The sequence below is a fragment of the Microbacterium aurum genome (genome assembly GCF_016907815.1).
Taxonomy (GTDB): Bacteria; Actinomycetota; Actinomycetes; order Actinomycetales; family Microbacteriaceae; genus Microbacterium; species Microbacterium aurum.
In genome coordinates this window covers 185,507-212,264 of the sequence record NZ_JAFBCQ010000001.1, presented here as the reverse complement: position 1 = coordinate 212,264, position 26,758 = coordinate 185,507, and the positions used below count along the sequence as shown (strand labels likewise).

General features: G+C 67.1%; 27 protein-coding genes. 12 read left to right on the top strand and 15 right to left on the bottom strand.

The annotated features are described in order from the left end of the window. Positions 1-132: 132 nt before the first annotated feature. On the top strand, positions 133-1,716 hold the full coding sequence (locus tag JOD60_RS01020) for a DEAD/DEAH box helicase (RefSeq protein ID WP_076691834.1): 1,584 nt from the start codon (positions 133-135) through the stop codon (positions 1,714-1,716). A gap of 240 nt (positions 1,717-1,956) precedes the next feature. Here JOD60_RS01020 and JOD60_RS01015 read toward each other — a convergent pair whose 3' ends face one another. From JOD60_RS01015 to JOD60_RS00980, 8 genes are all read right to left on the bottom strand, one after another. Then, on the bottom strand, positions 1,957-3,732 hold the full coding sequence (locus JOD60_RS01015) for an aldehyde dehydrogenase family protein (protein ID WP_076691833.1): 1,776 nt from the start codon (positions 3,730-3,732) through the stop codon (positions 1,957-1,959). A 66-nt stretch (positions 3,733-3,798) separates the two neighbouring features. Further along, positions 3,799-5,262 (bottom strand): MFS transporter, encoded by a 1,464-nt coding sequence (locus JOD60_RS01010; protein WP_076691832.1) that lies wholly within the window; start codon positions 5,260-5,262, stop codon positions 3,799-3,801. A gap of 37 nt (positions 5,263-5,299) precedes the next feature. Continuing rightward, complete coding sequence (locus JOD60_RS01005) at positions 5,300-5,557, bottom strand: glutaredoxin family protein (RefSeq protein WP_076691831.1); 258 nt, start codon at positions 5,555-5,557, stop codon at positions 5,300-5,302. Then, positions 5,554-6,687, bottom strand: coding sequence for a glycosyltransferase (locus tag JOD60_RS01000; protein WP_076691830.1), 1,134 nt, complete (start codon positions 6,685-6,687; stop codon positions 5,554-5,556). Before JOD60_RS01000 ends, JOD60_RS01005 begins: the two co-directional genes overlap by 4 nt. Before the next feature lie 147 nt (positions 6,688-6,834). Continuing rightward, positions 6,835-7,992, bottom strand: coding sequence for a polysaccharide deacetylase family protein (locus JOD60_RS00995; RefSeq protein WP_076692299.1), 1,158 nt, complete (start codon positions 7,990-7,992; stop codon positions 6,835-6,837). 142 nt (positions 7,993-8,134) lie between these two features. Further along, entirely contained in the window at positions 8,135-9,094 is a 960-nt protein-coding gene (locus tag JOD60_RS00990) for an NAD(P)-dependent alcohol dehydrogenase (RefSeq protein WP_076691829.1), read from the bottom strand. Next, positions 9,091-9,333 (bottom strand): helix-turn-helix transcriptional regulator, encoded by a 243-nt coding sequence (locus JOD60_RS00985; RefSeq protein ID WP_076691828.1) that lies wholly within the window; start codon positions 9,331-9,333, stop codon positions 9,091-9,093. The genes JOD60_RS00990 and JOD60_RS00985 overlap by 4 nt, the downstream gene beginning before the upstream one ends. 1 nt (position 9,334) lies before the next feature. Further along, a complete protein-coding gene (locus JOD60_RS00980; RefSeq protein WP_076691827.1) occupies positions 9,335-9,763 on the bottom strand; it encodes a hypothetical protein in 429 nt (142 codons plus the stop codon). Between the two features lie 407 nt (positions 9,764-10,170). Between JOD60_RS00980 and JOD60_RS17265 the strand changes: the two genes are divergently transcribed. Then, positions 10,171-10,389, top strand: a complete 219-nt coding sequence (locus JOD60_RS17265) for a GNAT family N-acetyltransferase (RefSeq protein WP_338039534.1) — start codon at positions 10,171-10,173, stop codon at positions 10,387-10,389. A gap of 21 nt (positions 10,390-10,410) precedes the next feature. On the opposite strand, the gene JOD60_RS00970 is transcribed toward JOD60_RS17265, so the two are convergent. From JOD60_RS00970 to JOD60_RS00960, 3 genes are all read right to left on the bottom strand, one after another. After that, positions 10,411-10,857 (bottom strand): class I SAM-dependent methyltransferase, encoded by a 447-nt coding sequence (locus JOD60_RS00970; protein WP_084202089.1) that lies wholly within the window; start codon positions 10,855-10,857, stop codon positions 10,411-10,413. An 84-nt stretch (positions 10,858-10,941) separates the two neighbouring features. Then, on the bottom strand, positions 10,942-11,223 hold the full coding sequence (locus JOD60_RS00965) for a HigA family addiction module antitoxin (RefSeq protein WP_084202088.1): 282 nt from the start codon (positions 11,221-11,223) through the stop codon (positions 10,942-10,944). A 14-nt stretch (positions 11,224-11,237) separates the two neighbouring features. After that, positions 11,238-11,516: a type II toxin-antitoxin system RelE/ParE family toxin gene (locus tag JOD60_RS00960; protein WP_076691826.1), complete on the bottom strand. Its 279-nt coding sequence runs from the start codon at positions 11,514-11,516 to the stop codon at positions 11,238-11,240. A 258-nt stretch (positions 11,517-11,774) separates the two neighbouring features. Between JOD60_RS00960 and JOD60_RS00955 the strand changes: the two genes are divergently transcribed. After that, on the top strand, positions 11,775-12,866 hold the full coding sequence (locus JOD60_RS00955) for an IS630 family transposase (protein WP_076690049.1): 1,092 nt from the start codon (positions 11,775-11,777) through the stop codon (positions 12,864-12,866). A gap of 216 nt (positions 12,867-13,082) precedes the next feature. Here JOD60_RS00955 and JOD60_RS00950 read toward each other — a convergent pair whose 3' ends face one another. Both JOD60_RS00950 and JOD60_RS00945 read right to left on the bottom strand, forming a co-directional pair. Next, entirely contained in the window at positions 13,083-14,018 is a 936-nt protein-coding gene (locus JOD60_RS00950) for a nucleotidyltransferase family protein (RefSeq protein ID WP_076691825.1), read from the bottom strand. Beyond that, entirely contained in the window at positions 14,015-15,034 is a 1,020-nt protein-coding gene (locus tag JOD60_RS00945) for a DUF262 domain-containing protein (protein WP_076691824.1), read from the bottom strand. The genes JOD60_RS00950 and JOD60_RS00945 overlap by 4 nt, the downstream gene beginning before the upstream one ends. 217 nt (positions 15,035-15,251) lie before the next feature. Here JOD60_RS00945 and JOD60_RS00940 point away from each other — a divergent pair, with 217 nt between their 5' ends. Next, on the top strand, positions 15,252-16,769 hold the full coding sequence (locus JOD60_RS00940; protein WP_076689818.1) for an IS1634 family transposase: 1,518 nt from the start codon (positions 15,252-15,254) through the stop codon (positions 16,767-16,769). Between the two features lie 104 nt (positions 16,770-16,873). On the opposite strand, the gene JOD60_RS00935 is transcribed toward JOD60_RS00940, so the two are convergent. Together JOD60_RS00935 and JOD60_RS00930 are read right to left on the bottom strand one after the other, a co-directional pair. After that, on the bottom strand, positions 16,874-18,460 hold the full coding sequence (locus JOD60_RS00935) for a restriction endonuclease FokI C-terminal domain-containing protein (protein ID WP_076692294.1): 1,587 nt from the start codon (positions 18,458-18,460) through the stop codon (positions 16,874-16,876). 39 nt (positions 18,461-18,499) lie between these two features. After that, positions 18,500-18,928, bottom strand: a complete 429-nt coding sequence (locus tag JOD60_RS00930; protein ID WP_076691823.1) for a very short patch repair endonuclease — start codon at positions 18,926-18,928, stop codon at positions 18,500-18,502. Positions 18,929-19,099: 171 nt separating this feature from the next. On the opposite strand from JOD60_RS00930, the gene JOD60_RS00925 reads away from it, so the two are divergent. The 8 genes from JOD60_RS00925 (at position 19,100) to JOD60_RS00890 (ending at position 26,744) form a co-directional block, all read left to right on the top strand. Next, a complete protein-coding gene (locus JOD60_RS00925) occupies positions 19,100-20,230 on the top strand; it encodes a DNA cytosine methyltransferase (protein ID WP_232321658.1) in 1,131 nt (376 codons plus the stop codon). 9 nt (positions 20,231-20,239) lie between these two features. Then, a complete protein-coding gene (locus JOD60_RS00920) occupies positions 20,240-21,304 on the top strand; it encodes a restriction endonuclease PLD domain-containing protein (protein ID WP_157127996.1) in 1,065 nt (354 codons plus the stop codon). Between the two features lie 529 nt (positions 21,305-21,833). Further along, positions 21,834-22,232, top strand: coding sequence for a hypothetical protein (locus tag JOD60_RS00915; protein WP_076691822.1), 399 nt, complete (start codon positions 21,834-21,836; stop codon positions 22,230-22,232). Continuing rightward, positions 22,232-23,638 (top strand): FtsK/SpoIIIE domain-containing protein, encoded by a 1,407-nt coding sequence (locus tag JOD60_RS00910; protein ID WP_076691821.1) that lies wholly within the window; start codon positions 22,232-22,234, stop codon positions 23,636-23,638. Before JOD60_RS00915 ends, JOD60_RS00910 begins: the two co-directional genes overlap by 1 nt. Then, complete coding sequence (locus JOD60_RS00905) at positions 23,635-24,027, top strand: hypothetical protein (protein ID WP_076691820.1); 393 nt, start codon at positions 23,635-23,637, stop codon at positions 24,025-24,027. Before JOD60_RS00910 ends, JOD60_RS00905 begins: the two co-directional genes overlap by 4 nt. Continuing rightward, entirely contained in the window at positions 24,024-25,391 is a 1,368-nt protein-coding gene (locus tag JOD60_RS00900) for a replication initiator (RefSeq protein ID WP_076691819.1), read from the top strand. The genes JOD60_RS00905 and JOD60_RS00900 overlap by 4 nt, the downstream gene beginning before the upstream one ends. After that, positions 25,388-25,621: a helix-turn-helix transcriptional regulator gene (locus tag JOD60_RS00895; RefSeq protein ID WP_076691818.1), complete on the top strand. Its 234-nt coding sequence runs from the start codon at positions 25,388-25,390 to the stop codon at positions 25,619-25,621. The genes JOD60_RS00900 and JOD60_RS00895 overlap by 4 nt, the downstream gene beginning before the upstream one ends. Beyond that, entirely contained in the window at positions 25,611-26,744 is a 1,134-nt protein-coding gene (locus JOD60_RS00890) for a tyrosine-type recombinase/integrase (protein ID WP_157127995.1), read from the top strand. The genes JOD60_RS00895 and JOD60_RS00890 overlap by 11 nt, the downstream gene beginning before the upstream one ends. Positions 26,745-26,758 lie beyond the last annotated feature (14 nt).

The following is a 26,758-nucleotide window of genomic DNA, read 5'->3' as shown; positions in this document are numbered from 1 at the left end:
GCTCGCGTCGTAGAGCGCTTCCCTCGCCGCCCGGCCCCGTCCGGATGATCGGCTGACATTCCTTGTACGGCGACCCTGTGCGCATCCGCGCAGAGGCCACCGATCCGGGCACTCCTGCCCAGAAATCCCCTTATGTCTGACATCACTTTCGGCGCGCTCGGCGTGCCCGCCCCCCTCCTCGACGTCCTCGCGAAGGACGGCAAGGCCACGGCCTTCCCGATCCAGGTCGACACCCTGCCCGACACGCTCGCCGGACGCGACGTGCTCGGCCGCGGCAAGACCGGCTCGGGCAAGACGCTCGCCTTCTCCATCCCCATGGCCGCGCGCCTCGGCGGCGCTCTCGCCGGCGGGTCGCGCCGCGCCGGCCGCATCCTCGGTCTCGTCCTCGCCCCGACCCGCGAGCTCGCGACGCAGATCAATGCGACCCTCGAGCCGCTCGCCGCGGCGTATGGCCTCAAGACCACCACGGTCTTCGGCGGCGTCAACCAGAACCGCCAGGTCGCCGCCCTGAAGGACGGCGTCGACATCGTCGTCGCGTGCCCGGGGCGGCTGGAAGACCTCATGAAGCAGGGCTTCGTGAAGCTGGATGCCGTGGAGATCACCGTCATCGACGAGGCCGACCACATGGCCGACCTCGGCTTCCTCCCGTCGGTCACGCGCATCCTCGACAAGACCCCGCAGGGCGGTCAGCGCCTGCTGTTCAGCGCCACGCTGGACAACGGCGTCGACAAGCTCGTGGGCCGCTTCCTGCAGAACGAGGTGCTGCACTCCGTCGACGAGGCCAACTCTCCCGTCGCCGCGATGACCCACCACGTCTTCCACGTCGCGGGAGCCGACGAGAAGAAGGAGCTCGTCCGCACGCTCGCGTCGGGCACGAGCCGCCGCATCCTCTTCATGCGCACGAAGCACCACGCCAAGAAGCTCGCCCAGCAGCTGACGGCGCAGGGGATTCCCGCGGTCGATCTGCACGGCAACCTGTCGCAGCCGGCGCGCGACCGCAACCTCGCCGCGTTCAGTTCGGGCGCCGCGAAGGTGCTCGTCGCGACCGATGTCGCCGCCCGCGGTGTGCACGTCGACGACGTCGAGCTCGTCATCCACGTCGACCCGCCCATGGAGCACAAGGCGTACCTGCACCGCTCGGGCCGCACCGCGCGTGCCGGCGCCGAGGGCTCGGTCGTGACGATCGTCATGCCCGGCCAGGAGAAGGACGTCAAGGACCTGCTCCGCAAGGCCGCCATCTCGGTGGCCCCGGTGCGGGTGTCGGCGACCTCGTCCGAGGTGACCGAGCTCGTCGGCGAGGTCGCCGCGTACGTCAAGCCCGCCCCCAAGGTCGAGCAGCCCGCTCGCGGTCAGGGCGGCGGCCGCAGCCAGGGTGCGAACGCCCAGCGCAAGCGCGCCGCGCGCGAGGGCCAGGGTGCCGCCCGCGGCGGTCAGGGCGCCGGCCGCGGCGGTCAGGGCGCCGGCCGCGGCGGTCCGTCCGCGCAGCGCGCCGACCGCTCGGGTCGCCCCGCCGCCGCTCGCGACCAGGTGCGCCACGACGGCTCCGGTCGTCCCGCCGACCGCACGCACGGCTCGGGCCGCGCCGCGGCGCAGCCCGCCGCCGGCAACGCCCGCACCACCGGCCGCCGCGCCTCGCACGGCGGCGCATCGGGCGGCAAGCTCATGGTCGGCTCGGTCGTCCGCACCAACGGCGGAGGCCAGCGCCGGGGGCGCTGACCCCGGCCCGGCCGCCGGCTGACCCCGGCGCGCGCGCCGGCCGACCCCGCCCCGGCCGGCGGCTGACCCGGCCCGGGCGCCGGCTGACCCCGCCCCGGCCGCCGGCCGACCGGACCGCCCGCCGAAACTCCACGGATCTGTGCCGCGCCGCCCGGATTCCGGGCGCTCCGCGCCGTTCCGACCGCGGATCCGTGGAGTTTCTGCGCGTCACCGACGCGAGCGAGCGAGCAGCCGGGGCGATCAGGCACCGAACGCCTTCATGAGCGTGACCGCCATCTTCGCCCAGTCGCCGTCGATGCGAAATCGCGTGAACCCCTCGCACACCGCCGCGCCGGTCCGAGACGTGACGAACCACGGCGGCTTCGGCAGCACCGAGCCCTGCGACAGCGCGCGGCCGCCGATCATCGACGACACCGACCGCGGGAACGGTCGGAAGGGACCGCGGACCACCGTGCGCTCCACGCCATCGAGTAGGAAGGCGTTGTGGACGACGCCCATGCCGCTCGGGGCATGTTCCAGCGTGCCGCCGGGGTAGGCGCCCCATGTGGCGGTCGGGGTGAGGAAGCCGAACGCGGTCCAGGCGTTCAGGGCGACGGTCCCGTAGCGCAGTTCAGCGATCGCATGCTCCACGCCGTCGCCGAGCGCGGCCTGCGTGACCGGGTCGATCAGGACGTTCGCGCCCAGCGTCCCGGTCAGCCGGTCGTTGGCGTGGTGGACCGCCGCGTCGAGGAACTCCTGCCCCGTGCCCGGCAGGGTCACAACTCCCAGCACCGGCGCAAAGTACTCGGTGGTCTCCAGGTCGGCGGCGTCGGTCTCGGTGGTCTCCACGAGCGCGCGCGTCCCGCCGCCGCACCACGCGGCATCCGGATACGAGGCGCGCGCGGCGTCGAGCCGGCTCTGGCTGTGCGGGTACCAGACCGGGCGCGAGGGGGCCCGGTCGTACGCGGTGCGCAGCTCATGCAGGAACTCCCGCCGCTGCGGCCAGTCCGCCGAGATCAGCACGACCTGGCCGGCGATGCAGTTGTGCCCGCTGTTGTGCAGACGCATCGTCACGATGTGCTCGGCCTGGAAGCGCAGGTCGGCACGCGACCACGATCCGGGCACCACGATGATGGGCGAGACGCCGCCGAGCTCCGCCGAGATGGGCGCCTTCAGCAGGGGTCGCCCCTCCCGCCGCCGACGGGTCGCCGCGCCGCCGGTTCCCCAGACGATGGCGCGGAAGGTCGCCTCCGATCCGGTGATGTGCACGTGCGAGATCGACGGATGCTGCGTGAGATAGGCGCCGACGTCGCCGCCGCCGCGAACGATGCGCAGGAACCCCGGCTCGATGAGCGGCGCGAGCGCCCGCTCGAAGATCGGCACCATCGCGTCCTGCGTCGGGTTCACCTTGAGGATCGACACGCGGTTGAAGGCGACCAGCTCGTACAGCACGTCGAGGTACGGGATCGAGGTGATGTTGCCGGCCCCGAGCACGAGGCCCACGCCGCCGGAGGCGGCGGGCTCGCGCTGTCCGAGCCCGGCGGTGCGTCGCGCCTCGGCGGCCGTGACGCCCGGCTGCAGCCAGACCTCGGTGGAGTAGCCCGACAGCAGCAGCCGGTCGGTCGCCGTCAGCGGCGACGTGTGGACGACCGTGCGCCCGCCGGGGGCGGTGCCGAGCCGTGCCTTCTCGATCGGCGAGCGGCCCGCCGCGAGGGCGCCGAGCGTGTCGGCATACGCGTCGAGCGCGACGAGCGCCGCGTACGGCCCCGACAGCCACTCCTCGCCGCGCAGCGGATGTCCGGGGGCGAGTCCCTTGGACGTCGCCGCGGTATCGACCCACTCCGCGGCGACGGCCCCAGTGGACACACGCAGCCGCTGCATCAGCGTGCGGCGCTGCCCGAGGCTCAGCAGGCTCCAGGCGCGGGCGCCGGTCCGCAGCTCGGTGATCGCGGCGTCCAGGGGTGCGCGCACGTCGGCCGCGAGTCCCTCGTCCGCCGCGGACTGGGGTGCCTTCGTCGTGTGTCCGCTCGTGGCCACGGCTTCTCCTTCGATTCCGTTCGCGCCGCTGCCGGCGCGCTCAGTCTATGTCGGCGGCACGCCGTGTCAGCCGGCGTGCGACTCGATGTCGTCCCGCCGCAGCCGGTACCGGGCGAGGGGGATGAGGCTCAGCAGCACGAGGGCGGCCGGCAGCACGCTGAAACTCAGCACGATGCCCGCGACCGCGGCATCCGGCTGGGTCACGTTCTCGCCCGCGGTCCGCTCGACGTAGCCGGACGCCGCCAGCACGACGGCGAGGACGGTCGCGCCGAGCGCGAACCCGGTCGTCTCGCCCGCCGTCCACACCCCGCCGAACGCCCCCGCCCGACCCGGGCCGTGCAGGCGCGCGTCGTGGCTGATGACGTCGGGGAGCATCGCCATCGGCAGCGACTGCATGCCCGCGTAGGCGATGCCGGCGACGGCGACCGACGCGTAGAGCCACGTCCCCGGCGCCCACAGCGCGACGACCGTGGAGCCCGCCGCGACGAGGAAGAGCGTCGCCGCGAGCGCGAACGCGCGCTCCTTGCCGATACGGCGCGCGAGCACGCCCCACGCCGGAGCGGCCACGAGTGCCGGCGCGATGAGCGCGACGAACAGCAGCGTGACGGCGTCTTCGCTGCGCAGCACCCACGTCGCCAGATACTGCGCCCCGGCGAGCATGAGACCGGTGGCGAGCGCCTGCAGGACGAAGGTCAGCAGCAGCGCACGGAAGGGCTGACTGCGGCGCAGCGTCTCGAAGGCGGCGCGGAAGTTATCGCGGATGCCGCCACCCGGCGTCGAGGCATCGCGCCCGATCGGGTGCACCGGGGGCTCCCCGACGCTGTCCGCGACGAGGCTCGCCTGCTCGGCGGCGCTCGTGCCGGCGGCGGCCATCGCGGAGCGGGCACGGAGCCCGCGCCGGGCGACCGCGGTGGCCACCAGCATCCCGAGCCCGATCGTGACGCCCGCGACGACGCCCATCAGCAGGTATCCGGTCGTCGGGTCGCCGGTCGCCTTGCGCAGGAGCGGGCCGCCCGCGCCGAACAGCAGGATGGCGAAGGTCAGCACCACGACGCGCCAGGTGAGCAGCCGGGTGCGCTCGTCGTAGCGGTCGGTGAGCTCGGCCGGCAAGGCGATGTAGGGCACCTGGAACAGGCTGAACGCCGTCGCGGTGAGGACGAACGCCACGAGCACCCAGACGGCGCCGGCGGCCGGGGCGAGGGCGGGCGGCACCGCGAAGGTGAGGGCGAAGAGCACCGGCAGGCTGATCGCGCCGACGAGCATGAGGCGCCGGCGAGAGCCGTGCCGGGCGAGGTCGGCGTCGGACAGCGCGCCGACGACGGGGTCGATGACGACGTCCCAGACCTTCGCGACGGTCACGATGACGCCGGCCATGAGGGCGGCGACGCCGAGGCTGTCCGTCAGGTAATAGGTGAGGACGAGGCCGGGCAGGGTCGCGAACCCGCCGGTGCCGATCGAGCCCGCGGCGTAGGTCGAGATGGTCGCGCGCGAGAGCCTGCCCCCGCGCAGGACCGGTGCATCGATGCCCATGCGGCCACCCTAACGGTCACCGCGCGGGCCGCCGCGGTCAGATGAGGGAGAGCTCCCGCAGCTTCGCCTCGACGTCGGCGTTGGTCGGCTCGACGTGGTGCGACGCGTCGGGGTACACGACGACGGGGATGTTGGTGCGCCCGGAGATCTCGCGTGCGACGTCGGCGGCGGCCGGCTCGGCGACGAGGTCGACGTACGTGTAGGCGATGCCCAGGTCGTCGAGCTGCTTCTTGGTGCGGATGCAGTCGCGGCACCAGTCCGCGCCGAACATCGTGATGGGGGTGTCGGAGGTCATGACTCCAGCGTACGTCCGCCCGCCTGGGCGACGGCCGGTTCGGCGGCCGCGACCGCCGCCATGCGCTTGGGGGCGTAGACGACGAGGGCGTGGAAGACGAAGCGGACGACGAACGCGGCGAGGAGTGTCAGGGCGGCGGCCAGGACGCTCGGCACGTGCGCGCTCTCGACGAGGACGCTCATCACCGGGATGCGCACGAGGGCCTCGATGTTGTTGAACGTGAACGACTTGATGAACCGCGACCGCATGCGACCGGACTCGGCGCGCATGTCGGCGAAGACGAGGTACTCCAGCAGCAGGAAGTTCGCGATGATCGTGATCTCGCTCGCGATGATCGCCGCGACGACGTACTCCATGCCGAGGCGGATGAGCCCCCACATGATGATGAGGTTGGCGATCGCCCCGACGCCGCCGACGAGCGCGAATGCCGACATGCGGCCGAACCGGAGCATCGCGAGCTGCGTGAGGAAGCGGATGCCCTGCCTGAACGACGCCTTCGACTCGCCGGCGAACCGGGTCGCGAACGCGAAGGGGATCTCGCCGACGCGCATCTGCCGGCGGGCGAGGATCTCCAGCAGGATCTTGAACCCGCGCGGGCGCAGCTGATCCAGCTCCACCGCGTCGCGGTCGACGAGGAAGAACCCCGTCATCGGGTCGGAGCAGCCGTGCAGCTTCCGCGGGAACATCGACTTCGTCAGCGCCGTCGAGGCGCGCGAGACCGCCGTGCGGGTGGCGCCGGCGAGGCCCCCCGAGGTGCCGCCGGCGATGTAGCGGCTGGCGACGACGACGTCGACGTCGCCGCGGGCGGCGCGGTCGACCATGCGGGGGATGTCCTCGGGCGGATGCTGCAGGTCGCCGTCCATGACCAGGCACCACCGCGCCCGCGCGGCCTGGAAGCCCTCCAGGACGGCTCCGCCGAGGCCCGCGTCGGGGGCATCGCGGTGGATGAGCCGGACCGAGAAGTCCGCGGCATCCGCCACCTGAGCGATGACATCGGGGGTCTCATCGGTGGAGTCGTCGACGAAGACGATCTCGAAGTCCGTCCCGGCCAGGGCCGCTCCGATGCGACGGACCAGCTCGGCGACGTTCGGCCCCTCGTTGAAGGTGGGGACGATGACGGACAGTTCCATGTCGGCGGCTCACGATCGTCTGGGGGACGGGATCGTCTCAGCGTAACGGCCGGTCTTACGGCCTGTCCTGTGTGTGATCTGTCAGTTCGTTATGCGACATACAGGTGTCACGTGTCGTTCACCCACGGCCGCGGCGGGTGCCGCGGCTCACCCGATGAGGTCCTTCAGAGCGGCCACGCCCATGCCGAAGTTGATGCGCACGCACGGCAGCGCGAGCTTGTCGGAGCCGACCGAGACGTAGCCCTGCTCGATCGTCCGCGCCATCTCGAACCCGGCCATCGTGAGGCCCTGCTTGGATCGGTCGTCGTAGTGCCCGTACGGGTAGGCCATGATCTCGGTCGCGCCGGCGGTGACGCCGATGCCGCGCAGCGCCTCGGCGGAGGCGGTCATGTCGGCGGCGATCTCCTCGGGGGTGAGGTTGACCATCTGGCCTTTGCCGTTGGCGCCGGCGGTGTGCATGTTGTTCGTGTGCGAGCGGGGCAGGATGAACCGGTTCTGCGGCACGGCCCCGTCGCCGGTGATGTCGAAGGAGGTCGCCATCACCTGGAGCTGCTCGTTGATGGGCGAGGCCATCGTGAGCCACGTGGGGTCGGCGTCGTCGTCGGTGATGATGACGGAGTGGTCGGGCAGGTACAGGGCGCCGTCGATGAACGCGCTCAGCTCGTCCCACGTCGGGAGGTAGAACGCGGAGTCCTTGATGTACTGCATCGAGGCGCGGTAGTCCTCGATGTAGGAGTAGTTGCCGCGCAGCCATCCGCTCTCGCCCTCGGGCTTGTCGGTGAACTGGTGGTACATGAGGATCGGGATCCGCGCCTTCGCCGCGGTCACCGCGTCCGGCGTCGTCCACGCGCCGTACAGCGTCACCTGCTGATCGGTGCACGCAACGAGGTCGGAGCCGTTGACGCGCGTGGCGGGGTTGCCGGCGCCGGTGGCGGGGTCGGCGGATGCCGCGGCCGCCGTCGCCGCATCGGCGTACCAGCCGGCGAAGGCGCGCCCGTCGGCGCGGGGGATCGGCAGGTGGTCGTAGAGCCGGTCCTGGATCTGCAGCTGCGGGTCGAGGGTTGCCCCGTCGAGCGTGAAGCTCACGGCGCACGCCCCGGGTGTGGCGGCGTTGTCGGCGAGCAGCTGCTCGACGGGGGTCAGCGGCGTCGGGGTCGGGGTCGGCGCCTCGGACGGGGTCTGCGTCGAGGCATCCGTCGTCGCTCCTGCCGTGCCGCAGGCCGTCATCGTCGTCGCGGCGACGACGATGAGCGCCGCCCATGCGGTGCGCGTCCACGGCGTGAGGTGTCCGCGACGTGTGCCCATGTTCGTCCCCCGGTTCGCGGCGCATGCGGGCGCCGCGCTCATCATAGGGGTCGGGGGCGACGAATCACCGTCAGGCCGGGGGGTTCCTCACGTTCGTTGATTCAGGATGCCTCGCCGGAATCGCCCGTGTCGGCAGCGCCGGTCAGGGGACGAGGACGATCTTTCCGGGGTGGATCGCGGCGCACAGGGCGTCGACCGCCTGCGCCGCCTGCGCGAACGTGTACGTCGCGGTGCGGGTCGAGCGGAGGGTACCGCCCCCGAGAGCAACGGCGGCGATGTCGTCGCCGTTGCTCGTCGCCACGAGCGTGGTGGCCTTGAGCCCCCTCGTGAACGGGGCCTGCAGGGAGCGTGCCAAGGGGCCGAGCACGGGGCCGCCGTTCTCCGCCCCGCCGAGGACGAGCCGTCCGCCCGGCGTGATGCCGCGCCGCCAGCGCGTGAGGGGGAGGCCTCCGGCGAAGTCGAGGACGGCGTCGAAGTGCCGCGTAGCGCGGCCCGGATCGGTGGGGTCGGTCGTCGTGTAGTCGATGACCTCGTGGGCGCCGAGGTCGCGCACGAACTCCGCCTTCGCGGCGCTGCAGACGGCCGTGACGTGGGCGCCGCGCGCTGCCGCCAGCTGGACGGCGTACGAACCGACGCCGCCGCCCGCGCCGGTGATGGCGACCGATCGACCTTCGACGTCACCCACCGCCCGGAGTGCCTGGAGGGCCGTGTAGCCCGACATCGGCACCGCCGCCGCCTGCTCGAAGCTCGTCGCCGGCGGGAGGGGCTGCAGGAGGTCGGCGTTCGCGGCGGCGCGCTCTGCCCACGATCCTTTCGCCGAACCGAAGACCGCGTCGCCGACGGCGAACCGTGTGACGCCTTCGCCGACGTCGCTCACGACGCCCGCGACATCCTGCCCCAGCACCGGTAGTTTCGGGCGGCGGATGCCGAGGGCGAGGCGTGCGACGCTCGGCCGCCCCGCCATGAGGTGCCATTCGGCCATGTTCACGCCGGCCGCGGCGACGTCGATGATGACGTGGCCCGGCTCGAGGGCGGGTTCGGCGACGTCTTCGACGTGGAGGACGGAGGTGTCACCGTACTCCCGGCGGACGACTGCTCTCATTTCGGGGTCTCCTGATCGTGGGGGTTCGGGCCGTAGTGGAAGACGTCGTCGAGGCCCACGCCGAAGACCTGGGCGATCTGGAACGCCACCTCGAGCGAGGGCGAGTACTTGCCCTGCTCGATCGCGTTGACGGTCTGTCGGGTGACGCCGATGCGGTCGGCGAGCTCAGCTTGGGTCAGCTCGCCCGCTGCGGCGCGGAGGGCGCGAATGCGATTGCTCACTCGTGTCGGTTTGACCACGTCAGAATCCCCTGCGGTAGATCACGATCTTCGTGGTCGTCTCGAGGATCGCGGCGAGCACGAAGCCGAGGTAGAGCGTGTTGGCGATCAGGACGTGCGGCGCGTCGACGAAGCACAGGATGAGCGCGCCGATGCCGCCGATGACGATGAACGAGTTGCCGACGCGCGAGCCGGCCCAGCCGATCTCTCGGTCGCGCCGGTCGCTCATCGTCGCTCCGCGTCGCATCGAGCCGCCGCTCGCCATGCCGATCAGGATGCCGGCGACGATACCCGCGACGATTCCGCCGCCGATCGCCCACACCATCGGCCACATGTAGGTGTCCGGGTCGAGAGGGCCGTCGCCGACGACGAACGCCATGACGAGGTACGCCGCGTAGCCGAGCACGGCGATGATGCCGAGCGACCACGTGTTCTTCTCTTCGTACGACATGAGCCCTCCTCCGTGTGTCAAGTTTTCTTGACATGGCTAAGGTAGGGCAGGTGATCGAGACGTGTCAAGAATCTTTGACAAGCGCAGTTGCCGCGCGGTCGTGATCGCGGGCTCTCGTGCCACGATCGGTGCATGGCCTTCACGATCCGAGCTCCCCGCGCGGCCGACGCGCCGGTCATCGCCGACCTTCACGTCGCGACGTGGAAGGAGGCCTACGCGCATCTGCTCCCCGCGGACTACTTCTCCGAGGAGTACGTCGCGCGACGGCACCGCATGTGGCAGCACGTGCTGGCCGACCGGCGAGACGAGATGACGATCCGGGTGGCGGAGGTCGACGGCACCATCGTCGGGTTCGCGTGGTCGGGGTCGGGCGAGGGGCGCGAGGGTGAGGGGCCCCACGCGACCGTCTGCTGTACGCGATCTACGTTCTGGCCTCGCAGTACGGGTCGGGTGTCGGTCAGGCGCTGCTCGACGAGGTGCTCGGCACGGAACCCGCGATGCTGTGGGTCGCGAAGGAGAACCCGCGCGCGACGGCGTTCTATCTGCGCAACGGGTTCCGGTTCGACGGCGTCGAGCAGACCGATCCGCATGCGCCGCTGATCACCGACGCCCGGATGGTGAGGTAGCGCGCCGGTCGGCGTGGCGGCTCAGCTCGCGCGGCGCTCGGCGAGGAGGGCGCCGACGTCGCGGTGACCGCGCTCGGTGCGCCGGTGCGTCTCGACGATGTCGAAGCCGGCGGCACCCAGAGCTGCGCTCAGTTCGCCCGCGGGCCAGCGGTACGCGCGCACGACGGCGTGGTCGAAGGGTTCGATCGCGGCGCCGTCGAAGTAGCCGAGCAACAGCGTGCCGCCGGGGCGGAGGACGCGCGCGAACTCGGTCAGGGGAACGTGGATCCGCTCCGGCTCGTGATGGATCGTCGAGAACCAGGCCAGGATGCCGCCGAGAGACCCGTCGCGCTCGCCGATCGCGTCGATGTCACCGCGCTCGAAGGTGGCGTCCGGATAAGTGGCGCGGGCATGATCGACGAACTCCGGCGCGAGGTCGATGCCGCTCGAGTCATAGCTGGCGCCGGACAGCACGTGTGCTTCCCTCACCGGGGCAGTGCCCGTTCAGGGATCCCTGCGTGCACTGTGCACGGAGGGATCGTCGGCGTCGCTGGGAGGCTCCGCGCGACGCTGCTAGGCGACGACGAGGGGCTGGACGTCGTGGGGCTTGTCGTCGAGTTCGCGGGCGAGGTCGTAACTGGTCTGCATCGCCATCCAGGCGCGGGCCGTACCGACGCCAGCACGCTCGAGGCGGATCGCGAGGTTCGGGCTCACTCCGGCGTGCCCGTGGATGACTCGGCTGAGAGTGACTCGAGAGACGCCGAGTCGTGCTGCGGCCTCGGCGACGGTGAGCCCCAGTTCGCCGAGCACGTCCTTCCCGATGATCTCGCCGGGGTGCGGGGGGTTGTTCATCATGGTCAGCTCCTCATTCAGTGATCGTCCTGATGATCGACGAGTTCGACATCTTGCCCGACGAATCGGAAGGTCACCCGCCAGTTCCCGTTCACCCAGATCGACCAATGGCCGGCGAGGTCACCCTTCAACTCATGCGTGCGAAATCCCGGGATCGTGAGATCGGCCGGTCCCTGTGCGACGTCAAGGAGACCCAGAATGCGGGTGAGTTTCGGGACGTGCGCCGGCTGCACGCCCTTCTTCGATCCCGTCTCATACAGAGCCTGGAGGCCCTTGTGTCGGAAGCTCACGATCACCACGAGAGTGTATCGCGTATCGCATCACGATACAAGCGCATCCGCGGAGCTCGTCATGAGGACAGCGGCCCGTGACGTGTGAGGCGTTGCGATTCCCGCAAGACCCCGTTGGCATCCGATAGCGACGTTTCGTCTCGCTGCGCTCGCTCAACGGCCGGGACTGGAAAACAGCCGCTCACCGGGGCAAAGCAAAACCCTCGCCATGTAGAAGCTAGTGTGTTGCACCGCTAATTCATTTCTAGTTTTGTAGAATGGAGTATGTCGCGACGAGGACCTGTGCTTCCCGAGCTGACCCTCTCGGATGTGGAGCGTGATCAGCTGGAGCGGTGGGTGCGTCGCCGCAAGTCGGCGCAGGATCTCGCTCTGCGTTCGAGGATCGTGCTGGAATGCGCGACGGGCAGCTCCAACTCCGAGGTATCCAGGCGGCTGTTGGTGTCATTGCCCACGGTGCGCAAGTGGCGGACCCGGTTCCTTGAGCAGCGTCTCGATGGGCTCGTCGACGAGCCGCGGCCGGGACGGCCGCCGCTGATCGGAGTGGACCGGGTTGAGCAGGTCATCGTCGACACTCTGGAATCGACCCCGAAGAATGCGACGCACTGGTCGAGGGCGAAGATGGCCGAACGTTCCGGGCTGTCGCGCTCGACGGTGGGGCGGATCTGGAAGGCATTCGGACTCAAGCCCCATCTGGAGGAGGGTTTCAAGCTCTCCAACGACCCATTGTTCACGGAGAAGGTCTACGACATCGTCGGGCTCTACCTGAACCCGCCGGAGTCTGCCGTCGTGCTCAGCGTCGACGAGAAGAGCCAGGTGCAGGCGTTGGCCCGCTCGCAGCCCGCGTTCCCGCTGATGCCGGGCGTCCCCGAGCGGCGCACGCACGACTATGTCCGGCATGGCACGACGAGCCTGTTCGCCGCGATGAACGTCGCCGACGGCACGGTGATCTCCTCGGTGCATCGCAAGCACCGCTCGGTTGAGTTCAAGAAGTTCCTGACCAAGATCGACAAGAACGTTCCCGAACACCTCGACGTGCACGTCGTCTGCGACAACTACTCCACGCACAAACATCCGACTGTGAAGGCGTGGCTGGAGAAGCATCCCCGGTTCCACATGCACTTCACCCCGACGTACTCCTCCTGGATCAACCAGGTCGAGCGGCTCTTCGCCGAAGTCACCCGCGACCTGTTGCAACGCTCCGACCACCGCAACGTTCAGTCCCTGGAGAGAGACCTCCGCGACTGGGTGAAAGCCTGGAACGAGAACCCGAAACCATTCATCTGGACCAAGACCGCCGAAGACATCCTCGACTCCATCGCCCGATACCTGAAACGAATTAACGGATCAGGACACTAGGCGAGGGTTTCTGGGACCGTTGTAACGACGGTCCGTGTGGCTCCGACGGGCGTCGATCCCGTGACCTCACGATTTTCAGTTGTATGCGCCGAGTCGGTGGGTGCTCACGAGTGCTCGTTTGCCGCGTGATTCCGCGGAAGTCGTGCTCGTTGGTGATGGCTGGTCGTGGGTGGTTTCAGCCGGACTCCCGGCCCGGGACCGGCCCATACGGCGCGACTAGATACCTTCGACGAGCCGCTCGGGCGGTACTCCGTCGGCTTCAGTGCAGAGAGTTCGTAGTTCGTCCGAAATGAAGAATCGGCCGGAGTAGGACTGCACCATGTGGGGCGCCCGTCGGAGGATGACCCCTAGGACGGCGCTCGTCGGATCCAGTGAGTTGGCTCCAACTAGATCGGGGTTGGTGGTCAATGCATCGTTCAAGTCGTCACTCGAAAGGCCGCCGGCGCGTAGCCATCCGTGGATAGTATCAGCAAGCCGTCGCCGATCCTCGGGCAACCTGCTCTCGAAGTGATTCTCGAGTACCTCGAGCACCGACCCCGCTTCAATCATGGGTTGCGGAGTAGCCACGGTCCGATCATCGGGTAGCGCGACTGAATCGATGTCGTCAATCGTGCGATCGATCATCTCCAGAATCCCGCGCAGCTGTGCTACTAGCCGGAAGTTGCTCCATGAGTAATTCCGGCCCTTGTAATCGAAGTCATGCGTTGCCACATCAAGCGCATGTTGGAGCACTGTCGTGAACTGCACCTCGCACTCCTGGACAAGAAGCGGGTGCCGCTCGAGATAGCCGGATGGCGGCCGGACAAAGATCTTCGGCTCGTGGTAGCGGAAATCGCTAGGGCTAACTTCGATCGGTCCCGGGTCGTCCACGTTGAGTTCGCTCGACTTCAGCAGTTCAATTGCGGCTGGAATCTCGTGGCGATACAGCACGACGACCGTAAACCCAAGCAGATCGCGAATGCCATCCGCCGAGGAAATCTTGCCGGTCTGAAGCTTTTGGTGGATGCTCTTGGCTTGCTTCTTCCGAAAGGTAATTCCCTCGACATTGAGGCCCTGGAGCGCCGCGCGCAGTTTCGGTTCAATAACCTCTCGGAGCGTATCGAGGTCTTGCTCCAAGTTCGCGCGCCAGATCGTGACTTTCGCGGGAATCATGCTGGTTGCGACATGACCTGTGCGAGAGTCTTGGCTCGCGCAGTTCGATTGGCCGCTTTATTGGATCCCTGTCGCGCCGATAGAACGTACTGCACTGCCCGCTCGGATTCGCCGCGTTCGAGCTCGGCGGCGAACTCGGAGAGCCGCCCGGCTGTCACCGAAGCACCAGGAAGCGCGTCCCGGTCTCGGAGATCGATCAGCGCCGACCAGAGTGAGTAGAAGTCGGCCACGTTAGAGAATCGAGTCGAGGCTAGCGGGAGAAACTTGTCGAGTTCCACAAGGTAGGCGAGCGTGTCCGCGAACCGCTTGTTGACTCGACGCGCCTCGGGTATCTCCTCATCCCATGCCGCGTACTTCTCGTCCAGGTAGTCCTTACCGTCTTGAATGCCGGCCGCGGCGACGATATAGAACTCCGATACGTACTCCACGTCGAGCATGCGCCGTCGCCGGGCGTCGGTTACGAGACCGATCTGCTCCCAGAATGAGTCCTCGGCGAGTTCTTCCACCTTTCTGATGAATGCTCCGTCGAACTGCGCGTGCCGTAGCTCTTGCTTGTTGAGTCGTGCGACGTTGCGGTTGAGTCGATCGAACGCTTGATTCAGTTCTGCCGATGTGGTGTTCGTGACCATCTCGACGGTGAACAGGTACTCGAGAATTCGTAGCTTGTCTTCCTTTGGAAAGTCCTCGTAGTACTTTCCTGCCAGGCCCATGTCTTCGAGCGAGTCCGGTGCAGCGAACTCATTCCGCACGAAGAGCAATATCGTGGTGAGACGTTGCTTTCCATCCAGGACCCGATACTCGGTGGGCCGATCGGGATCGACCACTCGATCGATGAATATCGATTGAGTGGGGTAGTTGCGAAGTACGGAGTCGATGAAGAAGCGTCGGTACTGCGAACTCCAGACGCTGCGGCGTTGATAGGGGGGATCGAGATTGAGTCGTCCTGCGTCCGCCAGGTCCAGAAACCAACTGACGGTCTGAGGGCTTGGGGTGCGTTCAAATCGCTTGGTGGTCATTCGGGTGCCTCTTGCTAGTGTCCAGCCGCTGTTAACCTCCACTATGGCGTAGGACTGACGACGGGGCGGAAGTGGTGCCTGGAGTCATATACGCGGCTCTGACCTGGATCGTGTCACCGTCGGGTGATTTCGCGGGTTGAGGATCGTTGAGGCTTGATTTTCCGGGGGTGTTGGTGCCTCGTGCGGGGCACTAACGGCGTCGATCTAGACTCGCTCGGTGGGGTGGTTCGTGCGGAAGGTGCGCACCGCGTCGGGTGCGACGGCGGTGCAGATCGCGTCGAAGACCCGTGGTGTGCGGACGATCGTGGAGCACCTCGGCTCCGCGCACGACGATGAGCAGCTCGCGGTGCTGGTCGCGATCGCGCGGGAGCGGATCGCGGAGCTGGCCGGGCATGTCCCGTTCGATCTGGACGGGCTGGGCGCGACGCCGCCGGCCACGACCGCGCCGACGGTGACCGGGTCGAGGTCCAGGTTGTTGTGGGATGTCCTCGAGGACGCCTACGCCCGTCTCGGGTTCGACGCGGTCGGCAACGACACATTCAAGAAGCTGGTCCTGGCCCGCGTCGTCGAGCCGACCAGCAAGGCGGACACGCTGCGGGTGTGGGACGAGCTCGGTGTCCCGGGTGCGCCGTCGCTGTCGACCGTGTGGCGGACCCTCGCCCGCAGCGTTGAGCAGGACTGGCGGTCGAAGATCGCCGCCGCAGCCTACGCGCATGCGACCCGATCTGGCCCGCTCACCGTCGTGCTCTACGACGTCACCACCCTCTACTTCGAGGCGGAGCGTGAAGACAAGCTCCGCAAGGTCGGGATGAGCAAAGAGCGCCGCGTCGACCCGCAGATCCTCGTCGGCCTCCTCGTGGACCAGGGCGGGTTCCCCCTCGAAGTCCACGAGTTCGCGGGCAACAGGGGCGAGACTCTCACCCTGCTGCCCGTCCTCGACCAGTTCCGCGAACGTCACTCCGCGACCGAGGTCGTGGTCGTCGCGGACGCCGGCATGCTGTCCGCAGCGAACCTGAACCGGCTGGAGGACGCCGGGTTCGGTTTCATCGTCGGCTCCCGCACCTCCTCCGCGCCATACGATCTCGCCGAGCACTACGCGACCGTCGGGAACATCGTCACCGATGGGGAGACGGTCGAGACCACCCGAACCATGGGTGCGGGTGTGAACGCGCGGGAGCGGCGAGTGGTGTGGCAGTACTCCCACAAGCGGAAGATCCGCGACAACATCACGTTGAACAAGCAGATCGAACGCGCCGAGCAGATCGCTGCCGGCACCCGCCCGGCGAAGAAGGACCGGTTCGTCACCCTCGGCACCAAGCCCGGCGTGAACTGGGCAAGAGTCGAGAAGGCCCGCGAATACATCGGCCTCAAGGGGTACGTCACCAACCTCAGCACCGCGACGGCTTCCGCTGCAGAGATCGTGGCGGCCTACCATGACCTGTTCCAGGTCGAGGCGACGTTCCGGATGGCAAAGACCGACCTGCGGGCGAGGCCGATGTTCGCGTCGACCGCGGACTCGATCCACGCGCACCTCACCGTCGTGTTCTGCGCTCTCGCGATCAGCCGGCACCTCTACAAGACCACCGGCGTGACGGTCCGCCGTATCGTCCGCGCGCTGCGCCCGCTGCGTGACGTCACGATCACCATCGACGGACACGAACTCACCGCGACCACCCCGCCAACGGGGGAAGCCGCCGACATCATCGCCGCACTCCGGCCGGGCGTGGGGCACTAAACTGACACGATCCAGGTCTGATGACCCGGGCGCCGCATAGTCTCAACCGCGGCAAGACGACGAGTGGGACGAGCTTCGCCAACGACCAGCCGCTGTCGGACGAGTCAGGGGCTGAGGTCGAGGTCAGCGAATGTCAGCCCACGCCCCGAGCTGAACAGCTCTCGAAGCTCCGAGTGCGAGTACGGCCGCGACTTGCTCCGCTCGACCATCCGGATGATGTCGCGGGCGGTGATCGCTGAGCCCGCCACGCCGGCCTCGCCTTGGATGGCCTGCAGTTGGCCGGTCAAAGTGGTCTTGAACTCACTCACGACGTAGGCGAAGAACGCGAGAGGATTGTCGTCGATCGCGTACGACGGATAGTTCTTGATGTAGGCAATCATGCGGTTGCGGTGATCATGCGATGCGGAGTAGCTCTCGCCGTACGCCTTGGCATCGATGATCCCGGCATAGGCGTCGCTCTTCGACGAGATCACTACGTCCGGACGGATGCCCTGTTGCCCGATGTGCTTGGTCTTGAAGCCGAAGACGTCCCTGAATATCGACTCAGTTGCCTTCTCGAACTCCGTGGCGCGGTCGCGCGACCCGAATGCCAGCACTGCGTACTCGGTCATGAAGGTGTCGATGCCACCTGCAGGGAACTTGCGGGCGAGGATGCGATCGACGACCGTCTCTGGCAGGCCCGTCGATGTGGCGATAGCAGACGTCACCTGGGGGGTGATGCTCGTGATTATCTCGGACGTAGAGAGCGTCAGGAACGCCGTGAGGATTTGCCGTTCGGCGATGGCGGATCCGGTCACGCTCCGTGCGAGTGGATCCAGCGCGCGCGTGTCCTTCTGCTTGCCCGGCGGGAGCCCGAATCGGCGCTGATACTTCTCCTCGTCCTCGTGGTCGCGAAGAAGTGGTTTAGCCGAGTACTCGTCGATCGCGTCCTGAACGCTCTGCTCGGCGCCGGGGGCTATCTCCCAGCGGCCGCCTCGAAGCACGGTCACGAGTTGCGTGAAGCTGAGCTGGTTTCCGAACGTATTCGCGATATCGCCGAAGTTCGCCACCACCGCGTCGAAGGAGTTGGCTTTCATGCGACTCGACTTGAACATGTGCACGTAGTCGGAGGGAAGCGAGTCGTCGCCGGATGCGCGATGAGCAAGAATTCGCTCCACAACCGAGTCAACGCAGCTTTGCGCGTTGCTCTCGCCGTAGCAGATGACGATCTTGGCGATCTCCTCGGTTTCATCCAGGTAGCCGTCGAGGCGGGGGTCTGCCAGCAGTTGCAACAGGAAGACGAAGGGGCGCACTCGGAAACGCGGGTGCACGGCGGACGCCCCCGAGCCGCTGAACGCAGACGGGAACTGCGTCGACAGCACAAGCTTCGACATGATCGGCAGAGGGGGCTCTCCCTGCAGAATCGCGTCGCCGGCAAGCGTGGGCCACAGGCGGTCCTGATCATCCATGAAGATGAGGCCCAAGGACTTGAGCCATGCCCGATAGGTGCGAGCCCCGCCGCCTCGGCCGTCGCGACGCTTGCCAGGCCGCTTCAGGCCGGCGTCCTCCAACCCGGATTCGATTGCAAGCTCAATCCGCTTGTCGGGGTAGCTCCATTTTCGTGCCTCAGCATGGGTGGAGACGACTGAGAGGATCGACGCCAGTCCGCGGATGTCTCGCTTGGGCCGCGTGGCCCACCAGGTGTTGATCAAGTTGCTGACGCTCTCATGTCGGGACACTCTGCTACGAGGCTATGGGATGGCCTCCTGGAGTTCCGCAAGCTGACGCTCAATCTGGTCGGCGACGTCGTCCGGTGCCTGGTGCTCCCAGAATCGCATGACCGTCCATCCGGCGTCACTCAACGCACGATCCGTCACGCGGTCACGGGCTACGTTGCCTTCGATCTTCGGACCCCAATACCCGGAGTTGGTCTTCGGCGCGACGAAGTGCTGTGGACAACCGTGCCAGAAACAGCCGTCCATGAAGACCACAACCTTGAGGCGCGTGAAGGCAATGTCGGCCGTGCGTCTCAGCCCCGGCACGGGTCGATAGTGCGTGCGGTAGCGGCGACCGCGAGTGTGAAGGAGTGAGCGGACCGCAATCTCTGGGCCCGTGTCGCGTGCTCGGTTGGCGCGCATGGTGAGCCGGGCGTGCTCGCTGGAGGCCCAGGAATCGGGCATGTTCTGGATGCTAGGCGATTGGGGTCGGACGGGCCAATGCCATCGAACACCAACTAGCACATTTGTACGACTCATTGGAAGCATTGTCGGCAACACGCCGTAAGGTTCGATTATCTCCGGGATGCGACGCCTAGTCTCATCCCAGAAGCATCAACCGAGAGGCCGAACAGCGTGGCAGACATCGAATCCGACCAGACCGTCTTCCGACTCGGAGAGCTGTTCAGCGGCCCGGGGGGCATTGCTGCAGGCGCTCGGGAAGCGTCCAAGTCCGTGCCTGGTTACTCCATCGCTCATGCCTGGGCCACCGACTACGACAAGGACACCTGCGCGACCTACAAGCACAACTTCCAGGGCGCTAACGTCATCCACGAGGACGTCCGAAAGCTTGACATCAAGAAGCAGCTGGGTCCGATTGACGGTCTCGCCTTCGGCTTTCCCTGCAACGACTTCTCTGTGGTCGGTGAGCGGAAGGGCATCGACGGCACCTTCGGCCCGCTCTATGAGTACGGCGCACGAGTGATTGATGAGTATGCCCCGCAGTGGTTTGTGGCTGAGAACGTGGGCGGGCTGAGGAACTCGAACGACGGTATGGCGTTCGAGATGATTCTCGATCGCCTCCAGCACGCGGGAGGTCAGCGGGGCGGGTACAAGCTCTACCCTCACCTCTACAAGTTCGAGGAGTACGGGATTCCTCAGCGCCGGCATCGCATCCTCATCGTCGGTATCCGAGACGATATCGATCTCGAGTTCACGGTGCCTTCGCCTGAGCCGTATCGCGATGCGGACAACTCTGTGGAGACCGCGCTCGCCGGAATTCCGGGGTGGGCCGAGAACCAGGAGCGCACGAAGCAGAGCGACGACGTCGTCAGACGACTCAAGCACATCCTTCCCGGTCAGAATGCATTCACGGCCGACATTCCCGCGGAGCTCCAGCTCAACGTTGGTGGTGCCAAGATCAGCCAGATCTACAAGAGGCTCGAGGCGAAGAAGCCGTCCTACACGATCACGGGATCAGGTGGCGGTGGGACGCATGTCTACCACTGGGAGGAGCACCGCGCGTTGACGAATCGCGAACGTGCTCGTATTCAGACGTTCCCTGACACGTTCGAGTTCAAGGGCGGCAAGGAGAGCGTGCGTAAGCAGATCGGGATGGCGGTTCCGGTCGAGGGCGCGCGAATCGTGTTCGAGGCGGTCCTACGTACGTTCGCGCGTATCCCTTACGAGGGGATCGAGCCCAACCTGCAGCACATCGTGCCGGCTCGTCGCGTTGAGGAGGAGCGGCTGAGGGGCGCCACGGCCTAAGGTCGAGGCGTGGGAGGATCCGCGCTTCATTCCGGTCAACTGTTCGACACGGTGCTCGCCCGTTACATCGATGCGGGTGCTGACGAGATCCGCATCGTTTCGGGTTATGCCTCTCCGGAGATGTGCACGCGGTTGCTGTTGGCCGCCCGTGACCGAGGCCGGGAGATCACCATCCGATTGGTGGTCGGCATGACTGGTTACGAGGGCGTCACCCTCGACACGCATCAGGGGTTCCTCAGCGTTCAGGCCGCGCCGCCCGACGGATCGGGGCGACTGGGCGTGCAGTACGTCACTGGCGGGGTTAGCGTGCACTCCAAGCTCTTTGTCTGGATGAGGGGTCGCGACCCGCTCGATGCCTGGATGGGATCCGCCAATTTCACACAGAACGGCTTCGGCGTCGGCTTCCGAGCGGGTCGTCACCACGAGATCATGATTCCGACTGATGTCGAATCGGCGCTTCGCTACTTCGATGAGATCGAGTCGCAGTCGCTGTCGATCGATCATCCTGAAGTCGAGAACGAGATCGCTATTCACAATCGGCCGCTTCCGACATCGATCTCAATTGCGTCGTCCGAAGGGGCACAGGAGCCAGACGAAATCGAGAGGGAGTCCGTCGTGCTTCCGCTCGTCGCGCTCCGAGCGAGTCCCGAAACGAAGCGGGGTGAGGTCCATCGGCGCAGCGGACTGAATTGGGGGCAGCGGCCGGAGTACAACCGCGAACCCAATCAGGCGTATATCCCAGTGCCCGCGCAGGTCCGTCGGATGGACTTCTTCCCGCCAAAGGGAGTCGTCTTCCGAGTCAGCACGACCGACAATAAGCAGTTCCTGATGACGGTCGCGCAGGACAACAGCAAAGCTCTGGAGACTCCTCAGAACAACGCGTTCATCGGTGAGTACTTCCGTATGCGACTCGGCGTCGCGAACGGGGCGCCAGTGGGCCCGATCGATCTGTCCAACTTCGGATCTCGCTTTGTGGTGTTCTACCGCGTTGACGACGGGGATGAGGAGCCGACCTACATCATGGACTACTCGCCGGAGCACGATGCTCGGGGCGCGGAGTTCTACAACCTGTAGTCGCGCCGGGCCACGACTGACTTCCTACGTCGTGACTGCCGCGCGAACGCCGAGGAGCGCCCGGACCGGAGCGAAGCGAGGACCGGACGCACCGCAGAGCGGGCGCCCGGCAGTCACGCGCCGGCCGGAGGCCGGCCTTGAACGAGTAAAGAAAGTTCTCACAGCTCGGCGCCGCGGATGCCCTCGCCAACGTGCGGCTCGACGTTGAGGGCCTCTAGCGACGCGATCATTGTGACGCCACGCGCACCAATCCCGATACTGCTACCGGTTACCTGAATCGCGATGACGGAATCGACTATCGGTCGATTGTCTCTTCGCTAATCGGAAGCACCCGCGTCGCAGCGGAGTGGACTACCGCACGTTCTCAGGCTTTCGAACCGCGGGAATCCGCGGTTGCACCAACAGATCCTGGTTCTTTGATGGCCGCAGCGGGTGCTCGTTGCCCCGACGAGACCCTGATCGTGTCGTGGCCGCGCCGGAACCTGATGTCATCGCCCGGATCCACCGGGCCAGGACACAGGAGTTGGCAATGGCACTTCAGACAGCAATCCCGGTGAGCTTCGAGGCGTACTTCCCGCGCGGAGCGTTCGCGGTCGGCTCGGTCGAGCCCGTCGTCAAGTGGTCGGATGACGGCGAGAGGCAGGGACAGGATCTCGACAAGAACTCGGGTCATCCGCTCTGGCAGGTCCGGGTGATCGACGCCGACCCGGATGCGAAGAAGGGCCAAGGCGAGGTCACCGTCAAGATCGCGAGCATCTCGGAGCCGGTTCTGCCGCCCGAGGCAAACGGGCTACCGTTCCGGCCGGTCTACTTCGAGGGCCTGTCCGTGATCCCCTACGTCAAGGAGGGAGCTGGTCGGCCCCGCGTCGCGTACTCGCTCCGCGCAACAGAGATGAAGCCGGCTGCCAAGTCCCGCGGGGCCGAGTGATGTCGACCAATCGCGTCCCGCTCACCTGGATGGAGCTGGGTGGCCTCATTCTCAAGCGTTGGTGGTGGATGGGGCTCCTCGTGGTGCCGTTCGCTGCGATGACGCTGGCGGTTGCTCTTCAGAACCCCTCCGTCGCTGATTGGCTGGTCCTCCTGCTGGTCGGTGGGATCGTCGTCGACACGGTGCGCCTCGCACGTCATCTGCCGTCGACTTCGACTCAGCGATGGCAACGCGCGGTCGACCGTCATATCGCCGACTCGTGGCCGTCGGTCGCGCAGCATCTCGGCCTCACGGTGCGTTCAGATGGCGGAGCCGTTGCCGTAGCCGGCATCAGCCCGACGGCCTGGCAGGGGTCCACATGTGCGTTGACGGTGCGGCTTCCGGTCGGCCTTGGCCGTGACCACCTCGTCGCCCAGGCGTCTCTCATCGCTGAGGCTTTCGGAGCGCTCAGAGCGACGGTCACCGGCACCCGTATCGACGCGCTCACGTTGCGCCTCGACTATGCCGACCCGCTCGCGGAACCGTTCTCCCTCACGCCCGGCGCGAGCTGGGATGGCCGCAGTGTTCTCATGGGCCGCACCGGCGACGGGCAATCCTGGCGTCTGCGACTGGGCCCGCACACCCTCGTCGCCGGCTCGTCGGGAAGCGGCAAAGCTTCCCTTGTCTGGGGACTGCTCCTTGGGCTCGCCGACCCCATCCATCGTGGGCTGGTCGAGGTGCACGGCATCGACCGCAAAGGAGGGATGGAGCTGGCGATGGGTCGTGATCTCCTCACCCGATTTGCGACCGACGCCCCGACATCCGTTCAGCTACTCGAAGAAGCGGTCAGCGCGATGCAGGAGCGCGCCCGGGCGCTGGCAGGGACGACGCGTCAGCACGTCGCGACGTCGGACTCGCCACACATTGTGGTGCTCATCGACGAGCTCGCGGCACTCACCGCCTACGAGACAGATCGCGAGATGCTTCGGCGCGCGAACTCTGCCATCGCAACGCTCGCATCACAGGGCCGTGCTGTCGGTTACACGGTGTTCGCCTGCCTCCAGGATCCTCGGAAGGAGACGATCCCTTCTCGAGGACTCTTCACTCAGACAGTCGCGCTTCGCCTTCGGGACGCGATTGAGACAGCGATGGTGCTCGGGGAGGGGTCGGTTGCCAACGGGGCCGCCTGTCATGCGATCACTGCGTCGACGCCCGGTGTGGCCTACGTCCTACCCGATGAGGGCGGGATGCCCGTCCGCGTCCGTGCCGGCCTCGTGAGTGACCAGATGATCCGGGATGCCGCAAGCCGCTACGCGGCACCTCGTCACATCGCGGTGACCGTACCCGCAGCCCCGGAAGAAGCCCCGTCTCGAGCATCGACCCCGCGCCGCCCGCGGCGCACTACAAGAAAGGAAGCAACGTCATGAACGCTCGAACCGTTACCGCGGCCATCGTCACGGTCGCACTCACCTCGCTCACCGCGTGCACCGCCGCGTCGACCGGAGGCGCTGTGGGGAGCCAGTCTGCGCGGCCCGACGCCGCAGCGGCCAGCTGCAATCTGACGTTGGAGTGGGATCCCGGTCTGGCGCGGTATGAGGCCGGCTATGTCCCGACCGTCACGTTCCTCTCCGCGGATGATCTGCCTCGAACTCGGTACGTCGCGAGCGACGCGTGCGATCTCGCCGACATCGTCCGCTGGACGGAACTCCGCGCGGCGCGCTCTCAGCCAAGCGACGTCTGCCAGTTCGCGTGGCGGTACGACGAACTCGGCCAGGTCGACGTGTTCGCCTGCGTTACCGTCCAGAGGGTGTCATGACCTACGCCGAGGCGGCGGCTCGACGGCTGCGCAGCCCGGAGTTCGACCGATGGATGCGGGGCGCCGCGTCTACGGGCTTCTGCCACAACCCGGTACGCCTCGTCGGCGCGTCGACGACCCTCCGTCAGGACACGGGCGAGGTGCTCGGCCAGTACGCCTCAGCGAGCGAGCCCGATGGACTGACGTTCACCCGTTGCGGCAACCGCCGTGCCACGCGCTGTGCGTCCTGCAGTCATGAGTACAAGGGCGACACCTGGCACATGATCATGGCCGGCGCCGCGGGAGGGATGAAGGACGTTCCCGAGGACGTCGCCGAGCATCCCATGGTCTTCCTTACGCTGACGGCGCCGTCCTTTGGTGCGGTCCATTCGATGACCAAGGGCCGGCGCTCTGGCCGTTGTGCGCACGGCGTGCCTCTCGCCTGCCGCTGCGGGCATGACGCCGGCGACGGATGCCTCGGTGACGCCGTTTGCCCCGAGTGCTACGACTATCGCGGCCACGTCGTATGGCAGTACTACGCGCCAGAGCTGTGGCGCAGGTTCACGATCCGGCTTCGCCGCGAACTGGCACGCAGCATGGGCATGACCCAGCGGGCCGCATCCTGCATCGTCAAAGTCCAGTTCGCGAAGGTCGCCGAGTTCCAACGCCGCGGAATCGTGCACTTCCACGCGATCATCCGTCTCGACGGCGTCGACCTCGACCGTTCATACCCGGCACCACCGGCGACCGTCACGGTCGACCACCTCACGGTCGCGATCCGTGCTGCTGTTAATCGAACGTCGACTCTCGCGGAGCCACTCCCGGGGGAGCGCGAGCGACGACTCCTCACCTGGGGGCGCCAGTTCGATGTGCGGGACATCGTGCGACGCGAAGGACTCGACGGCTCCCTCTCGGATCGCGCCGTTGCCGCCTACATCGCGAAGTACGCGACCAAAGCGACGGAGGAACTAGAACCCACTGGCGGCGGTCGCGAGCACATCGCGCGCATCAAGTCCACGGTTCGGGAGTTGGCAGCTGACGTCGATCCCGACGGAGCATTCGGTCAGCTGCACCGCTGGGACGGGATGCTCGGCTTCCGCGGGCACTTCTCCACGAAGTCGCGGCGCTACTCCGTCACCCTCGGCTCGCTTCGCGGCGCTCGCCGTGCATGGCGAGTCCGTCGCCTCTTGGAGAGGGCCGCGCCGATGGACGACCTCCAAGAAGACAGCATCCTCGTCATCGGCTCGTGGGCGTATGCCGGCATGGGCTGGCTCAACGAGGGTGACCGAGCCCTCGCGACGGGGGCCGCCGACGCGGCACGTCAGTGGAGAGAAGACCGCACCCGAGATCGCAGAATCCAACCCACCGAAAGGAGTACATCATGACCATCCACGATCAGCTCGAGATCGAGCCCGCGAACGCTGACACCGAGGCGCTCGACTACCTCACGCGCCGGGAGGCTGCCGCGCTGTGCCGCGTACCGTTGTCCACCTTCGACAGCTTGCGCCGGCAGAACCGGTTCCCGTTCCCCGACGCACACATGGGCAAGCACATGCTGTGGCGTTCGGCTACCGTCCACGCGTTCCTGCAAGCGGGTGGCACTCGTGTCGCCTGAAGAGCCGCGGCGTGCCCGGATCGACCCGAAGACGCGTCGTCAGCTGCCTGAGGGCGTGCGCTTCCGTGCCGACCGCGGCAAGTATCAGGTGCGCGTCTGGGCCGTCGGCCAGAACGGCGAGTGGCGCGAGCGCAGCTTCTACGTCGAGACACTCGCCGAGGCCAAGAAGCTGAGATCTGAGACGCTCGCACGCCGATTCCCGGAGGGCAGCACGACTCTGACCGATTGGCACGCGAAGCACTGGCCCGTGATCGCGGGTAGCGTCCGCCCATCGACCGCGCGTGCGTACGAGCGAGGGTGGCGCCTCAGGGTGAAGCCGTGGCTGGGCCACGTCAAGCTCGAGAAGCTCACCGCCGGCGTGATCGAGGAAGCGATGTCGGAGTGGTCCGGGAACACCTCGACCCGGATCGACGCCTTGTCTGTCCTCAGCCGGCTCCTCGACGGAGCGGTGAGAGCGCGAATCGTCCCACTCAATCAGGCGCGGCTTGCCCGCCGACCGAGAGTCGAGTCGTCGTCGAGTCTTCGATCTCGGGCGCTGACCGCTTCAGAAGTGCAGCTTCTTCTCGCATCCGTAGAGGACGCGCACTACCGTCGGTATGTCGCCGGCCTCGTCTACACCGGAATGCGCGCCAACGAGGCGACCGCACTGCGCATCGAGGACGTCGATCTCGACCACCGCACGATCCACGTTCGACGCGCGTACAGCATCGGGGCCGACGGGAGGGGAGTGGAATTGACACCCAAAAGTCACAAGGAGCGGGATGTACCGATTCCCACGCCGCTCGTTGTGCCCCTCGTCGAAGCGATGGCGGGGAAAGCGCGGGGAGAGCTCGTCTTCACGGGTCCGCGTGGTGGGCGGATCAATGCCTCCAATGTGCGCCGCGCCCTCGACTGGAACACGCTGCGCAAGAAGCTCCGCCGTGACGACTTGCGGCTGCACGATCTGAGGCACACCCTGGCCACCCTCCTGTTCGATGCCGGCGCGTCTGCCAACGATGTCCAGGCGATCCTCGGGCACTCCAGCATGCAGATGACGGAGCGGTACAGCCGAGCGCGGTCAGACGTCGCTAAACGTGCGGCCGCGGCGATCGACTCACTCTTCGGTGGGGGTGATTCGCGGTGAGCAATACGAAATCA